Raw genomic sequence first — 15023 nt, 5'->3', positions numbered from 1 at the left:
ATGGCTGCCGGAAACCCCTCCGAGCCCGTGGTCGACCGCGACCTGCCCACGCCCAAGACCGAGGTGCTCGCCGCCCAGGCGCCGCGCAAGCGCCGCTGGAGCGAGCGGATCCCCGTGGTCTCCCAGCTGCGTCAGAGCGTCGGCCTGCAGCGCGGCATGCTCGTCACCGGTCTCGTCATCACGGCCGTGTTCGTGCTGACCGCGATCCTCGCCCCGCTGATCGCGCCCTACTCGTGGGCGCAGCAGGCCGTCAACGGAGTGAAGTTCGGCACGCAGCAGCCGCCGAGCGCCACCAACATCCTCGGCACGACGGTCAGCGGCTTCGACGTGTTCTCGCGCGTGATCTGGGGGTCCCAGACCGCGCTGCTCGTGATCCTCGCCGCGATCGCCTGCTCGATCTTCATCGGCATCGCGCTCGGCCTGCTCTCCGGCTACTTCGGCGGCTGGCTCGACCGCACGCTCGTCGTGCTCGCCGACGCGATCTACGCCTTCCCGTCGCTGCTGCTCGCGATCGTCATGTCGATCGTGATCAGCCACGGCCAGTCGAACCTGTGGTCGGGCATCATGGCCACCGCCCTGTCGATCACCGTGGTGTTCGTGCCCCAGTACTTCCGCGTCATCCGCGCCGAGGTGGTGCGCGTGCGCGCCGAGCCGTTCGTCGAGTCGGCGAAGGTGATCGGCGTGCCGACCACCCGGATCCTGATCCGCCACGTGCTGCGCAACTCCACCCGTTCGCTGCCCGTCGTCATCACGCTGAACGCCTCGGAGGCGCTGCTGACCCTCGCGGGTCTCGGCTTCCTCGGCTTCGGCATCGAAGCGACCTCCGCGGCGGAGTGGGGCTACGACCTGAACCGCGCCATCGCGGACGTCACCAGCGGGATCTGGTGGACGTCCATCTTCCCCGGCCTCGCGATCGTGCTGGTGGTGCTCGGCATCACCCTCGTCGGCGAGAGCCTGAACGACCTGAGCGATCCGCGACTGCGCACGCGTCGTCGCGCGGGAGGTGCGGCATGACCGGAACGACCAACACCATCGGCCTGCCCGACGTCGCGGAGATCCGCGACCTGAAGGTGCGGTTCGCGACCGACGGCGAGCCCGTCGACGCCGTGAAGGGCATCGATATCCGGGCTCACGCGGGCGAGGTGCTCGCGATCGTCGGCGAGTCCGGATCCGGCAAGACCGTCACCGCCAACGCCCTGCTCGGGCTCCTGCCGGAGACGGCGACCATGTCGGGCGCGGTGATCGTGCGCGGCCGCGGCGGCGAGACCGACGTCGTGCACGCCTCGCCCGCCAAGCTGCGCGCGATGCGCGGACGCGATGCGGCGATGGTCTTCCAGGAGCCGTCGACGGCGCTGAACCCCGTCTACACCGTGGGGTGGCAGATCGCGGAGGGCCTGCGGGCCCATGCCGACGGACGCCTCTCCACGAAGGAGGCGAAGGCGAAGGCCGTCGAGATCCTCCGCAAGGTGGGGATCCCGGATCCGGACCGGCGCGTCGACGACTACCCGCACCAGTTCTCCGGCGGGCAGAAGCAGCGCATCGTCATCGCGATGGCGCTCGTGCTCAACGCCGGGCTCATCATCGCCGACGAGCCGACGACCGCTCTGGACGTGACCGTGCAGGCCGAGATCCTCGAGCTCCTGCGGGCGTGCCGCGACGAGTTCGGCGCGACCATCGTGCTGATCACGCACAACATGGGCGTGGTCGCCGATCTCGCAGACCGCGTCGTGGTGATGCTGCGCGGCGACATCGTCGAGCAGGCGCCGGTGCGGGAGCTCTTCGCGAACCCGCAGCAGGACTACACCCGCGAGCTGCTCGCCGCCGTGCCGCACGTCGGTCAGGGCAAGTCCGCGCTCGTCGCGACTTCGTCGCCGTCGGCGTCCTCGCTCGAAGACCGCTCCGCGCCGGAGCCGGCCGCGGGCAGCCTCATCGTCGCGCGGGCGTGCGAGATCGGCTACCCGGGACGGTTCGGCCGCGGCGGCGTCGTCGCCGTGAAGGGCGTCGACTTCCACGTCGGTCCCGGCGAGGTCGTCGGCCTGGTCGGCGAGTCCGGATCGGGCAAGACCACGATCGGCCGCGCCGTCGTCGGCCTCACCACCGTGGTCGGCGGGTCGCTGCAGGTGCTCGGACAGGAGATGAAGGGCGTGAAGCAGCGCCAGCTCGCGCCTCTCCGCCCGGAGATCGGGTTCGTCTTCCAGGATCCGGCCACGAGCTTCAACCCGCTGCTGTCGATCGCGGAGTGCATCGCCGAGCCGCTCATCGTGCACGGCAAGGCGTCCAGCGTCGCCGCGGCGCGGGCCAAGGTGGACGAGCTGCTCGACGCGGTGCGCCTGCCGACGAACTTCGGCGACCGCTACCCGCACGAGCTCTCCGGCGGGCAGCGCCAGCGCGCCTCGCTGGCCCGCGCACTCGCACTGGATCCGAAGCTGCTCATCGCCGACGAGCCCACCAGCGCACTGGACGTGTCGGTGCAGGCCAAGGTGCTCGAGCTGTTCGTGCAGCTGCAGGCCGAGCTCGGCTTCGCGTCGCTGTTCATCAGCCACGACCTCGCCGTGATCGACGCCGTCGCCGATCGCATCATCGTGCTGCAGCGCGGCCGGATCCAGGAGCAGGGCACGACCGCCCAGGTGCTGAAGGATCCGACCCACGCCTACACCCGGGAGCTGCTGGCCGCACTCCCGGTGCCGGATCCGGTGGAGCAGGCCGAGCGGCGCGCACTCTGGCAGGCCGTGCGCCGCGGCTGAGCGGCCCGCCCCCGGGCGCTCGCCGCTCCGGCGCAAGGGCGCTCGTCCCTCCGGCGCAAGATGGAAAACGTCGCTGCGACTCGTCTCGCAGCGACGTTTTCCATCTTCAGTCAGCGACCTCGCGGATCTCGAGATGGATCTCGTCGTTCCGCGGGTGTTGCGCGCGACGTTTTCCATCTCGACGGGATTCGAGCGCGCTGGATCCGGCCTCGTCGTCAGTGCGCGAACATCACGCGGAACACGACCCAGCCCACGGCGGCCGCGCCGAACACCAGCACCGACGCCCACGGGAACGTGCGCTTCAGACGGCGGCCCTCCGGTGCCACGCCGGGCGGAGGAGCCCAGGGGCGGCCCGGCTCGCCGGGCGTCGGCGTGACCGGGCCGCCGGCGAAGCGCGCGGGTGCCGGGTCGGACGCCGCGCCCAGGCGCTCGTCTCGCCAGCGCGCCCACTGCTCGAGCTTCGCGATGACCGCCCCGACCGTGCCGAACATCTGCGCCCACACGGCCGGATCCAGTGTGGTGACCTGCCGGTTCTGCGCGTAGAGGAACAGCCAGTCGTCGACGATCTCGACGTCGAACGCCGAGGCGCTGTCCAGGAAGCGGGCCATGATGTCGGGGGTGAAGAGGTACAGCGCGTCGCGCTCGTAACCCTCGGGGCAGTACAGGGCGAAGGAGCGGTCGAAGTCGCCCTCGAGGGACAGCCGCTGGTGGCGCTGGTACGCCGCGGGCAGGTTGGAGCCGAAGAGGCCGTTGTTGGACTGCGCGTCGAGCACGATGTTCGGCAGCGGAACGTCGAGCTTGATCGCGATGTAGCCCCACTCGTGCGTCTGGCTCTCCTTGCCGGATCCGGTGGTGTACCGGTAGTTCGCGAACTCCGCGAAGCGCGGCGAGGTGCCGCGCACCAGATCGGTGGACTCGCGCCCGTGTCCGAGCGAGAAGATCATGCCGGGCAGCTGCGGATCCGCGAGCCGCGGCAGATAGCTCATGCCGTTCGACGCGGCGAAGTCGGCGAGGCGATAGCCGCGCACGAGCAGGCGGTTCCACCAGGCGATCCCGCCCCACACGGCGAGGCCCACGATGACGAGCATCAGCAGCGGCATCACGATCCCGCCCGACGAGCCCAGCAGCACCGACAGGAACACCCCGACGACGCCGAAGCCGACGAACGCGATGAAGAGCGCGATGACGATGAACAGCACGATCTGGCCGGTGCGCGGACCCACGCCGCTGGCCCTCGCCTCGCGTGCCCAGGCCGTGAGCCGAGCGCGGTCGACGGGGGCGGTCAGGGCGCGGGCGTCGAACGCGGCGGTGCTGCCGGGCGATGGAGTGCTCACCCTCCCACGCTATTGCGGGAGCGCGGATTCCACAGCGGTGAATGCGGCCCGAGGCCCGTCAGGCGTTCACGGTATCCGCGTCCCACTGCAGGTTCGCGCCCTCCGGGATGGGGAGCGCCTCGAGGCGGTCGTCGGCGCAGAGCGCGGCGACGAGGGCTTCGGATCCGCCCACGATCGTCGAGTCGAAGTCGATCTCGCTGACCAGGATCCAGGCGTGGTCCGCCGGCCAGATCAGGCTCGGGTGCTGCGCGCTCGGCGGGAACCCGTGCTGCTCCGCGACGGTGTCCCGCCACGGCACGCGCAGCGGCCAGTCCGCGTCCGCGAAGACCCGCGGCGGCACGGCGAACAGCACATGGCTGCGCTGCGGAAGCTCGAGACGAGCGCCCTCGGAGATCTCGCGGGAGAGGATCCCGTCCTGCCAGGGCGCCTTCTGGTACGGGTTGTTGAACGGGTCGTGGATGCTCTCGGCGAGCATCGCCGCGTGCGCCTCGGCGGGATCGTCGGCGAAGGTCATGAAGGCCCGTCCGGTCGTGCCGTAGCCGCCGGTGAGACCGCCCCAGCCCTCCCAGAGCCCGGCCACCCCGTCATCCGGCGTCGTCGTGTGCGCGGCGAGGTGCGTGGCCACCCGGGCCAGCTCCGCGGGCGGGAGCTCTCCCTCGAACGGTGCGGTGAACTCCCGGCCGTCGGGGGAGCGGCGCCGGCGCCAGTCCTCGCCCTCGGGCGTCCGCACGATCCGGTTCCACTGGGCGAGCGGATGCAGCACCGTGCCGAACGCCGCGGCGGTATCCGCCCAGGTCGCCGCGTCGTCGCGGAGCCCGACGAGGGCCTGCTCCTCCTCGTCCTCCGTCATCGCACGCAGCTCGTCGATCGTCGGAACGACGCCGGCGGTCACGCTGCGCACCCCGGCGGGATGGAGGATCCGGGCGTACGCCGCGAATCCGCGCGGCACGACGTCGTGCATCGTGTCGACGCCGGGATCCAGACGGTCCCGGATCCAGTCTCCGACCTCGACGTCATCCACCCAGCGCATGCCGCCAGGCTAACCCGCCGGGTCGATGTTCGTCGTCGGCCTCAGTCCTTCTTCGCGATGATCGTGAAGGTGCACGGCACGAGGTCGCGCTCGCCCTCGGGCCAGACGTAGTCGCCGCCGGCCTCGGTCATCCGCGGCGAGAACCGCCACGGCAGGCTGCGGCCCTCCTCCATCCTCAGGATGCGCAGGCCCGCGCCGATGAGCGCGTTCACGACCTCCGAGATCGGATGCGGCCACTCATAGGTGCGGGTGTGCGTGACCGTGCCGTCGCCGACGTACGTGCCGGCCTCGTCCCACGCCTGGGCCGACCCGTCGCCGAAGTACGGGTAGCGCAGCACGAGCTCGTCCCGCGTCTCATCGAGCCCGTAGAGCACGGGGTGGCCGTCGCGGATGTAGAACAGCCCGCCGGCGCGCAGGAGACCGGCGATCTGCGCCGCCCAGCGATCGAGGTCGTCGAGCCAGGTGATCGTGCCGATGCTGGTGTAGACCAGGTCGAAGTCTCCGGACACGGCGGCCCGGGCGTCGAGCACGTCGGTCTGCACCCAGGTGGCCGACAGGCCCAGGCGTGCGGCGAGGGCCGTCGCCGCGTCGAGGGCCGGCCCGGAGAAGTCGACGCCGGTGACGCGGGCGCCGAGCCGTGCGAGCGAGAGGGTGTCGGTGCCGATGTGGCACTGCAGGTGGCAGACGTCGAGCCCGTCGAGTCCGTCCGCCAAGAACGGTGCGAGGGCGGCCGCGTCGGTGCGCACCACATCGGAGAGGTGCGCGGGATCGTCGAAGGCGTCCAGCCCGTACGCCTCGACGTGCAGCGCCGCGCGCTCGTCCCAGTTCTCCCGGTTCGCCTCGCGCGCCGGCTCCCAATCGATCTCGACCTGATCCATGCCGGTCACGCTACCGAGGTTCCCGCGCCGATTCGGCGCATTCAGCCGGATCCGCTAAGCTGTACCGGTTGCCTGGGTGAATCATGCCCGGGCACGTGCACAACACCCTCCTGCTTCCGGGAAAGTCCCGGAAGCCGTTCTAGTCCGAAGGAGGTGGGTAAGTGACGCACCAGTACGAGCTCATGGTCATTCTGACCCCCGAGCTGGACGAGCGCCAGGTTGCCCCCAACCTCGACAAGTTCCTGAAGGTCATCACCGCTGATGGTGGCTCGATTGACAAGGTCGACATCTGGGGCAAGCGCCGTTTCGCCTACGAGATCAACAAGAAGACCGAGGGCATCTACGCCGTCGTGAACTTCACCGCGACCAGCGAGGCCACCAACGAGCTGGACCGCCAGCTGAACCTGTCGGAGCTCGTGTTCCGTACCAAGGTTCTGCGTGCCGAAGAGGCGCAGGCGATGGTCGCCGCCGAGGCCAAGCGTGCCGAGGAGAAGGCCGCCCGCAAGCCCAAGGTCGCGAAGGCCTAAGGCATCATGGCCGGCGAGACCGTCATCACCGTGGTGGGAAACCTCACCGCCGACCCCGAGCTGCGCTACACGCAGAACGGGCTGCCGGTGGCGAACTTCACCATCGCCTCGACGCCGCGCACCTTCGATCGCCAGGCGAACGAGTGGAAGGACGGCGAAGCGCTGTTCCTCCGCGCGTCCGTGTGGCGCGAGTTCGCCGAGCACGTGGCGGGATCCCTGACGAAGGGCATGCGGGTCATCGCATCCGGACGCCTGCGTCAGCGCTCCTACCAGGACCGCGAAGGCAACAACCGCACCGCGATCGAGCTGGAGGTCGACGAGATCGGCCCCTCGCTCCGCTACGCGACCGCCCAGGTCACCCGCGCCGCCTCGAACGGCGGCGGCGGGAACTTCTCCGGCGGCCAGCAGGGCGGCGGGCGCCCGCAGCAGCGCGACAACGACGAGCCGTGGTCGACCCCCGGCTCCTCGAGCGCTGACGCGTGGAGCACTCCCGGCAGCTTCGGAGACGACACGCCCTTCTGAGCGTCGTCCCCGGACACAACAGATTCCGGATCCTGACGGATCCGAAAAACAATTCTCGTAAGGAAGACTCATGGCTGGAAAGTCGAGCGGCGACCGCCGCAAGCCGCGGAAGGGCGCGAAGAACGCCGCCCCCGCGAAGTCCATCCGCGTGGGTGTCATCGACTACAAGGACGTCGCGACCCTCCGCAAGTTCATCTCGGAGCGTGGAAAGATCCGCGCCCGTCGCATCACCGGTGTGTCCGTGCAGGAGCAGCGCCTGATCGCCAAGGCGATCAAGAACGCGCGCGAGATGGCTCTCCTGCCCTACGCCGGCGCTGGCCGTTAAGGAGCACCGACATGGCAAAGCTGATTCTCACGAATGAGGTCGCCGGGCTCGGTAGCGCCGGTGACGTGGTCGAGGTCAAGAACGGGTACGCCCGCAACTACCTCGTTCCGCAGGGTTTCGCTGTCGCGTGGACGCGCGGTGGCGAGAAGCAGGTCGAGCAGATCCAGGCCGCCCGCAAGGCGCGTGCGATCCACGACCTCGACGACGCGGTGGCGCTGAAGAACGCCATCGAGGCCGCCAAGGTCCGCCTCGCCGTCAAGGCGGGCGCCGAGGGCCGTCTGTTCGGCTCGGTCAAGACCGCTGATGTCGCCGCCGCCGTCGAGGCCGCGGGCATCGGCGCGATCGACAAGCGCAAGGTGCACATCACCTCGCCGATCAAGTCGGTCGGCGACCACGAGGCCACCGTTCGTCTGCACGACGACGTGACCGCCGTGATCACGCTGCAGGTCGTCGCCGCCAAGTAAGGCGCGAACGCCCTGTCAGGGGCCGTCTCCTTCGGGAGGCGGCCCCTTTCGCGTGCCCGGTCCGCCTTGTCCCAGGCTTCCCGGGGTCCATTGCCCCGGCATCGGAGGGTGGCTATCGTGGGAGCAAAGGTTGCACCGGCTGGGGCGTGGGCAACCGTTGACGGGGTGGGGGCCCGGCGATCTTGGGGATCGGCGCGTCACGGTTCACTCCGTGGACTTCCGCGCACCCGGACGCGTGTGATCGCACTTCGATCACGAATCTGGGGGGTACGGGGGACATGTCTCCGAACAGCACGAGCGCGAAGGCGCTCCGCAAGGCCGCGTACGCAGCGGGCGCGATGTCGCTCGCCGTCGCGGGAATCCTGATCACGGTGCCGGCCGCATCCGCGGACGACAGCACCTGCACGCCGGCGCCGGCGTACGACGAGCAGGTGCTCGTCACTCCTGAGGTGCCGGGCACGCCGGGTTCGCCCGCCGTCGAGGAGGTCTGGCACTGGGGCAACTTCCAGCGCTACTCGTGGACAGGCGGTCCCGACGGCCCGGGAGCCGGCGACATCCCGCCGGGCGACAACTGGCAGGCCAACACCGTCAGCTACGAGGGCGCCGGGCACGGGACGGATCCCGTCAACGAGATCTTCCAGGCGGGCACGCCCGGAAAGGCCGACTGGTTCTACTGGTCCGCGGACAAGATCATCGACGTCGAGGGGCAGCCGGCGGTTCCGCCGACGGAGGGCACGCCCGCCGTCTACACGACCGTGCACCACGATGCCGTGACGTGCCCTGTCACCGTGGTCACGCCGCCGACCGTGACGCCGCCCACCACTCCGGCTCCGGCCGAGGAGACCACGCACACGATTCCCGTCACGGTGCAGACCGACGGCGACACGTCGTGGATCCTGGTCGCCGCGGGCGGCCTCGGTGCGCTCGCCGCGGTCTCGCTGGCCGGGGCGGGCCTGCTTCTGCGCGGCCGTCGCAGCTGAGCATCCGTCGAGGACAGGGAGGGTCATCGTGACGCGCAGACGCCTTGCGATGACCCTTCTCGTCGTCGCGGTGCTCGCCGGCGGCGGGGCGGTCGCGCTCGCCGGCGCGGCACGGGGCATCGGGCCCGTGCCGATGAAGCCCGCGCCGCAGGTGTCGATGCCGGCCCCGACCCCCTTGCTGACGCCGGAGCCCGGCTCGACCGCGTCGTCGACGCTCCCGCCGCCGGCGGCTCTGCAGGACATCGACGGCACCCCGGTGCACATCACCGTGCGCCATCAGGACGTGCCGCTCATCGATGCCGACATCAACCTGATCCAGCTGAACGACGACGGATGGCTGAACCCGGATCCGGGACTCGCGGGCTGGTACGGCCCTCCGCAGTGGCAGACGATGCCGGGAAACCTGTCGGGCTACCGCGCGGTCATCGTCGGGCACAACGTGACCGGTGAGGGCCTGAAGGACGTCTTCTTCGATCTCGGGCGGGTGAAGGCGGGGGACAGCGTCGTGATCACCTATGCACTGCGCGCCGGCGGACTGGCCGCCGCGCAGTTCGACGTGGCCGCCGACGCCGTCAGCGTGCCCAAGCAGGACGTCGTCGCACAGGCGACCACGGCATACAGATGGGTGTGGCAGACGGACGGTCCGGAGCGCACGCTCGCGCTGTTCTCGTGTGACCTCGACGCCCCGCACGTGGACGGCCACTCGGTCGACAATTGGATCGTGACCGCCACGCGCGTCTCGTAGCGGTCCTGTCGCCGGTGCGGCGCGCGGGCCGCCGGGTTAGGCTCCGGGGGTATGAGCCGCTCGATCCGTTCCTGCGTCCTCGTCGCTGTCGCCGTCGCCGGAGTCCTGCTGCTGGCGGGGTGCACGCGGCTGCCGTTCGCCGCTCCTGAGCTCACGCACCAGGTGGTGCTGCGGGTTCCCGCGGGCAAGGCCGATGCGGTCGCGAAGCAGCTCGCGCACCGGCTCGACGTCGCGGGCATCACCGAGCGGACCATCGGCACGGACGGCGACCGTGTGGCGGTGAGCTACAACCCGCCGAAGACCGGAGGCAAAGACGTCGAGGTCAGGGATGACCTGTTCCAGGCGCCCGGGGAGTTCACGATCCGTCCCGTGACAGCCGTCGGTGCGAAGGCCACCGCGTCGGAAGACTGCACGAAGAGCGCGGAGACCTGCACCGTCACCACCGAGGAGCACGAGGTTCTGCAGCTCGGGCCGGCCGGCGTCGGCGACGAGGATCTCGCCTCCGCGAAGGCGGTGGAGGTGCAGAACCAGTGGGGTGTGCAGGTCGACTTCACCGACGGCGGCGCGGCGGCCCTCGCCGAGTTCTCCGGGAAGCTCGCCTGCGAGGAGGATCCGGCGCTCAAGCGGATGGCGATCCTGCTCGACGGCAAGCTCCTCGCCGCCCCCACGGTGCAGCTCGAGTGCGGGCAGTCCCTGTCGACGTCGGTGGAGATCTCCGGGGGTTTCGACCGGGCCAAGGCCGAGCAGTACGCCGCCCTTCTCGGCGCCCCGCTTCCCGAGGGTGTGCAGATCGTGTCGTCGAAGCCCTAGCCCGCCCGCGCTACTGTCGAGCCGGAGGGGGAGCATGAGCGCCGACACAGAGGATCCGATCCCATACCCGCTGCCCGCGAACTGGGACGAGCGGGGGATGGGGGCGGTGTCGCCGGTCGCGTACGCGTTCATCGCGCTCACCGCCGCCGCCCTGCTGCTGCTCGGGGTGAGCTGCGCGGTGCGGGGAGACGTGCTGTGGACCGTGTTCTGGGCGGTGTGCTTCGGGGCGCTCATGGCGGGGCTGTCGGTCTCGCGGGAGGGACCTCCGCGCCGCTACCGCGGGCCGGCGCTGATCAACGCGGTCGCATTGACGCGGGCTGACCGCGAGCCGCCGGACTCGTGGGTGCACTTCTTCCGTCAGAACCTCGCATCGTGGGGGCTCGGGTGGGCGCTGCTGCTCGGCGGCACCGGGTCGGGCACGTTGCTCGTCGTGGCCGGGATGCGCGTCGTCGAGCGGGATGCCGGGGGCTGGCTGCTGCTGATCGTGCCGCTGGCTCTGGCGGCCGCGGTCCTGGTCCTGTGCGGGGTCATCGCGCTCGTCGCCGCGTTCCGCAGCGCCTCGTTCGGGCGGATCCCCCTCGGGATCTCGCTCGGCCGGGCGGGCTTCTCCCGTCACTACCTGGACGCGATCGAGGTCGTGCCGTGGGAGCAGATCCGGGCCGTGTCCGCGCTTGCGCGGGAGGCCGGCTCGACCGAGGGGCCGCGGCGTGTGCGCATCGAGCGCGAGGGTCGCGAGCCGTGGGATCTCGGGCTCGACGACTACACGGCTCCGCCGTGGGTCCTGTACGCCGCGCTGCGGTACTGGCAGGAGCATCCGGAGCGCCGTGGCGAGCTCAGTGGCACGGTCGCCCAGCAGCGGCTCGAGAGGTGGTGCGCGGAGGCCTCGGCCGCTGTCCCGCGCAGAACCGCGGCGCGATCCTAGGGTGACGACCATCGCGCGCTTCGGCGCAGGCTCGGCCGGTGCAGATGCTCCTTCGAGCGACGCCACTCCCGCCGAACGGCCGACTTGACAAACGGCTCCTGGCGTGGGTGTCATCCCCAAGTTGTACACATCCGCACAACCGCTCGCGAACCTTAAAGAGGGACTTTAAACGGATTCCCATCCACAGGCTGGGGAAACTAGAAAAGCCAGGTCAAGCACCATAAAAAAGTTGAGATCGAAAAGACTCCCCACAGTTATCCCCAGGCGTTCTGCACAGACTCTCCCGACTTACCCGCAATCCCTCCACAGAGTTATCCACAGGCTCTCCGCGCGTGCGGGTAGCGTGGTCCAGCAACCCGATGTCGGTGGTCCATGGTGCGATGTGCACGCGGGGAGATGAGCTCCGCGAGGCCCGATCCCGACCCGGGGATTGTCACGGCCGGCGGGGTAGGAGAAGGGGGCGCGTGTGTCGATCGCGGACATCGCGGAAGAGCGGCTCGGTGGAGAGCGCGGACCAGAGCGGACCCCTCCCCACGACATGATGGCCGAGCAGTCCACGCTCGGCGGAATGCTGCTCTCGAAGGACGCGGTGGCCGACGTCATCGAGTCTCTGCGCGGAGCCGACTTCTACATCCCCAAGCACGAGCTGATCTTCGACGCGATCCTCTCGCTGTACTCGCACGGCGAGCCCACCGACGTCATCGCCGTCACCGACGAGCTCATCAAGAACGGCAACCTGTCCCGCGCCGGCGGGGCCGACTACCTGCACTCGCTCACCTCGATCGTGCCGACCGCCGCGAACGCCGGGTTCTACGCCGGGATCGTGTCGGAGCGGGCGATCCTGCGCAAGCTCGTCGACGCGGGCACCCGCATCGTGCAGATGGGGTATGACGGGCAGGGCGACGCGGTCGACCTCGTCAACAGCGCGCAGGCCGAGATCTACTCCGTCACGGGCACCGAGCGGGCCGAGGACTACGTGCCGCTCACCGTCGCCGTCGACGCGGCCGTCGAGGAGATCGAGGCCGCGAGCGGTCGCGACGGATCGATGACCGGCGTTCCGACCGGGTTCCGCGAGCTCGACGAGCTCACCAACGGCCTGCACGGCGGTCAGATGATCGTCGTCGCCGCGCGTCCTGCGATGGGTAAGTCGACGCTCGCGCTCGACTTCGCGCGGGCCGCGTCGATCGGGAGCAACCAGCCGTCGATCTTCTTCTCGCTCGAGATGGGCAAGGCCGAGATCGCCATGCGTCTGCTCAGCGCCGAAGGCGCGGTGCCGCTGCAGAACCTGCGCAAGGGAACCCTCGACCAGCGCGACTGGACCACGGTCGCCGCCACCCGCGGGCGCATCAACGACGCGCCCCTGTACATTGACGACAGCCCCAACATGACGCTCGTCGAGATCCGCGCCAAGTGCCGCCGGCTCAAGCAGCGCGCAGGTCTGAAGATGGTCATCATCGACTACCTGCAGCTGATGACGAGCGGCAAGCGCGTCGAGTCGCGTCAGCAGGAGGTCTCGGAGTTCTCCCGCGCTCTGAAGCTGCTCGCGAAGGAGCTGCAGGTGCCGGTGATCGCGCTCTCGCAGCTGAACCGTGGCCCCGAGCAGCGGCAGGACAAGAAGCCCGCCATCAGCGACCTGCGCGAGTCGGGATCCATCGAGCAGGACGCCGACATGGTGATCCTGCTGCATCGCGACTCCGTCTACGACAAGGACGTGCGCCCGGGCGAGGCCGACCTCATCGTCGCCAAGCACCGCAACGGCCCCACCGCGACCATCCAGGTCGCCTTCCAGGGCCACTTCTCCCGCTTCGCCGACATGGCCAGCGACTTCCAGGGCGGCGGCGACTTCAACTAGGCCGCGCCGAAGCGCCGATCGCGTCAGCGCAGGATCGGGAGCCTCCGCACGATGGGGAGGCGCTGCCACATCGCGTCGAGGCTCATGCGGTGTGCCGCGGGAGTGACGGCGAGTGCGATCAGCACCAGCGCGTACACCAGGTGCTCGTCGACGATCGGGTTGTTCGGGCTCTGCCACACGGCGAGGCGCAGCAGGATCATGAGGGCGACTCCCGCGACAGTGGCGATCCGGGTGGCGATGCCGAGGAGCAGTGCGATGCCCACACCGCCCATGCCGAGCATGAACAGCCAGTCGACCACGACGTTGCCCGCCAGCGCCGTGAAGAGCGGCGCGAGCGGGCCCTGGGTCCCGAACTCCAGGAATCCGGTGGTGGGGGAGGCGCCGTGGATCCACGCGGCGGGGCCGAAGAGGTCGACGGCTCCGGTCTTGGCGTCCCGGCCGGTGCTGAATCCGAGCGCGAAGGTCTTGTCGAGGAAGGCCCACAGGAAGATCAGGGCCATGGCGATCCGCAGGAGCGGCCAAACCGCGCTGAGGACCGGAGCGGTCTCGACGGCGGATGAGCGGCGCGGGCTCGCGGTGTCTTCGTCGGTGGCGAGGGCGGTGCGGTCGTCGGTCGTGTTCATGGTCGTCATCTCCTTCGTCGGCGGGGCGCGAGGAGGCGATACCCCCCCGTGAGGGAGCACGAGAGAGAGCCGCGGAAGGTTCAACGGATCCGGAAGCGCGGGAGTAGGAGCGCCCGCGGCGCCCCGGTTCAGCGGACGGAGTCGCGCACGACGACGGGCATCGGGATCAGCGACTCGGTCGCGGGCTCGGGATGCAGGAGGAGGTCGACCGCGCGGGCGCCCATCGCCTCGTGGGGAAGAGCGACCGTGGTCAGGCCTGGCCGGAGGTAGGCGGCGATCTCGTCGTTGTCGAAGGACACGATCGACAGATCCTCCGGGATGCGCACCCCGAGCTCACCGGCCGCCTGGTAGGCGCCGAACGCGAGCCTGTCGTTCATGGCGACGATCGCCCGGGGCGGGTTCTTCTGCCTGAGCAGGCGTTTCATGGCCTGGTAGCCCTCGTCCGGCTCCCACAGCCACACCGAGACCTCTGCCACGAACTCCAGATCCTGGTCGGCCATCGCCTCGCGGATCCCGGCGACGCGCTGGGCGACGGTGGCCGAGCGGAACAGTTCCCTCTCCTTCGCCTCGCTCTGGCCGAGCAGGGCGATGCCGTCGCGGAACCCGGCGTCCATGAGCACCTGGATCGCAGCGCGCCCTCCGCGGTACTCGTCGGGGAGCACGGAGTGGGGGAAGCGGCTGTTGGTGGCGTTCAGCATCACGGCGGGCGTCTCGATGCGCATGTCGGGGAGGAAGAGCTCCCGCGCGCGCATGGCCGCGAAGACGATGCCGTCCACCTGCCGGTCGAGTGCGGCGCCGATCGCCTCGGTCTCGCGTTTGGGCTCGCCGCCGGTCTCGAGCACCATCATGACGTGCCCAGCCGCCTCTGCCGCCGACAGGGCGCCCTTGATGAGCCCGGACGCGAATCGGGTGGTCGCGACGAAATCCGAGATGAAGGCGATCGTCTGCGTCTTGTTGGTCTTGAGTCCGCGCGCGGCGACGTTGGGACGGTATCCGAGCTCGGCGGCCGCGGCGTGCACGCGATCGTGCGCCTCCTGGGACAGGCGGGTGTCGGGCTTGCCGTTCAGGATCATCGAGGCGGCGGACACGGACAGGCCGGCCTTCTTGGCGACATCGGTCAGGGTCACGCGCTTGCTCAGCATCGAGAACCTCCTCCTTGTCTGCGTGCCGTGACCGTGCCCGGCCCGGCTCGTCGGCCTGCAGTTGACAAACGTACGCGAGTTGGTTCAGTATTGGCCCGCTGAAAGCTTTCAGCAAAGGGAATCGG

The 15023-nt window shown here is 70.0% G+C and carries 16 protein-coding genes; 11 read left to right on the top strand and 5 right to left on the bottom strand.

The genetic code is table 11. From position 1 onward, the window contains the following. Together NFX31_RS17285 and NFX31_RS17280 are read left to right on the top strand one after the other, a co-directional pair. Entirely contained in the window at positions 1 to 1014 is a 1014-nt protein-coding gene (locus tag NFX31_RS17285) for an ABC transporter permease (RefSeq protein WP_082072273.1), read from the top strand. Further along, positions 1011 to 2744 (top strand): dipeptide ABC transporter ATP-binding protein, encoded by a 1734-nt coding sequence (locus tag NFX31_RS17280; protein WP_258955359.1) that lies wholly within the window; start codon positions 1011 to 1013, stop codon positions 2742 to 2744. Before NFX31_RS17285 ends, NFX31_RS17280 begins: the two co-directional genes overlap by 4 nt. A gap of 215 nt (positions 2745 to 2959) precedes the next feature. On the opposite strand, the gene NFX31_RS17275 is transcribed toward NFX31_RS17280, so the two are convergent. Genes NFX31_RS17275 through NFX31_RS17265 form a run of 3 tightly spaced genes read right to left on the bottom strand, consistent with a single transcriptional unit; the run spans position 2960 to position 5986 of the window. Next, positions 2960 to 4078, bottom strand: a complete 1119-nt coding sequence (locus NFX31_RS17275; protein WP_091477909.1) for a hypothetical protein — start codon at positions 4076 to 4078, stop codon at positions 2960 to 2962. Between the two features lie 58 nt (positions 4079 to 4136). Further along, positions 4137 to 5108: a hypothetical protein gene (locus NFX31_RS17270; protein ID WP_091477910.1), complete on the bottom strand. Its 972-nt coding sequence runs from the start codon at positions 5106 to 5108 to the stop codon at positions 4137 to 4139. A gap of 41 nt (positions 5109 to 5149) precedes the next feature. Continuing rightward, entirely contained in the window at positions 5150 to 5986 is an 837-nt protein-coding gene (locus NFX31_RS17265; protein WP_262956379.1) for a class I SAM-dependent methyltransferase, read from the bottom strand. A gap of 161 nt (positions 5987 to 6147) precedes the next feature. Between NFX31_RS17265 and rpsF the strand changes: the two genes are divergently transcribed. The 9 genes from rpsF to dnaB all read left to right on the top strand — a co-directional run bounded on the left by rpsF (position 6148) and on the right by dnaB (position 13133). Then, the gene (gene rpsF / locus NFX31_RS17260) at positions 6148 to 6513 is read left to right on the top strand and encodes a 30S ribosomal protein S6 (protein ID WP_045250424.1); all 366 of its coding nucleotides are present in this window, start codon (positions 6148 to 6150) and stop codon (positions 6511 to 6513) included. 6 nt (positions 6514 to 6519) lie between these two features. Then, positions 6520 to 7035 carry a single-stranded DNA-binding protein gene (locus NFX31_RS17255; RefSeq protein ID WP_045250423.1) on the top strand — a complete coding sequence of 172 codons (516 nt, stop codon included), beginning with the start codon at positions 6520 to 6522 and terminating at the stop codon, positions 7033 to 7035. A gap of 70 nt (positions 7036 to 7105) precedes the next feature. Continuing rightward, positions 7106 to 7360 carry a 30S ribosomal protein S18 gene (rpsR, locus tag NFX31_RS17250; protein ID WP_040168021.1) on the top strand — a complete coding sequence of 85 codons (255 nt, stop codon included), beginning with the start codon at positions 7106 to 7108 and terminating at the stop codon, positions 7358 to 7360. Between the two features lie 11 nt (positions 7361 to 7371). Next, a complete protein-coding gene (rplI, locus tag NFX31_RS17245) occupies positions 7372 to 7824 on the top strand; it encodes a 50S ribosomal protein L9 (protein WP_045250422.1) in 453 nt (150 codons plus the stop codon). Positions 7825 to 8102: 278 nt separating this feature from the next. After that, positions 8103 to 8804, top strand: a complete 702-nt coding sequence (locus tag NFX31_RS17240; RefSeq protein WP_262956378.1) for a hypothetical protein — start codon at positions 8103 to 8105, stop codon at positions 8802 to 8804. 49 nt (positions 8805 to 8853) lie between these two features. After that, on the top strand, positions 8854 to 9549 hold the full coding sequence (locus NFX31_RS17235) for a class F sortase (protein ID WP_262956377.1): 696 nt from the start codon (positions 8854 to 8856) through the stop codon (positions 9547 to 9549). 51 nt (positions 9550 to 9600) lie between these two features. Continuing rightward, positions 9601 to 10359 (top strand): SecDF P1 head subdomain-containing protein, encoded by a 759-nt coding sequence (locus NFX31_RS17230; protein ID WP_262956376.1) that lies wholly within the window; start codon positions 9601 to 9603, stop codon positions 10357 to 10359. 34 nt (positions 10360 to 10393) lie between these two features. Beyond that, the gene (locus NFX31_RS17225) at positions 10394 to 11281 is read left to right on the top strand and encodes a hypothetical protein (protein WP_262956375.1); all 888 of its coding nucleotides are present in this window, start codon (positions 10394 to 10396) and stop codon (positions 11279 to 11281) included. A 538-nt stretch (positions 11282 to 11819) separates the two neighbouring features. Beyond that, entirely contained in the window at positions 11820 to 13133 is a 1314-nt protein-coding gene (gene dnaB / locus NFX31_RS17220; protein ID WP_245762953.1) for a replicative DNA helicase, read from the top strand. 23 nt (positions 13134 to 13156) lie between these two features. Here the strand turns inward: dnaB and NFX31_RS17215 are convergent, their stop codons facing one another. Together NFX31_RS17215 and NFX31_RS17210 are read right to left on the bottom strand one after the other, a co-directional pair. Next, a complete protein-coding gene (locus tag NFX31_RS17215; RefSeq protein WP_103951808.1) occupies positions 13157 to 13756 on the bottom strand; it encodes a hypothetical protein in 600 nt (199 codons plus the stop codon). Between the two features lie 128 nt (positions 13757 to 13884). After that, positions 13885 to 14898, bottom strand: coding sequence for a LacI family DNA-binding transcriptional regulator (locus NFX31_RS17210; protein WP_045250417.1), 1014 nt, complete (start codon positions 14896 to 14898; stop codon positions 13885 to 13887). Between the last annotated feature and the right edge of the window lie 125 nt (positions 14899 to 15023).

Source organism: Microbacterium azadirachtae, from assembly GCF_025583665.1.
GTDB classification, from domain to species: Bacteria; Actinomycetota; Actinomycetes; order Actinomycetales; family Microbacteriaceae; genus Microbacterium; species Microbacterium azadirachtae.
This window is presented reverse-complemented; position numbering and strand designations above follow the sequence as displayed.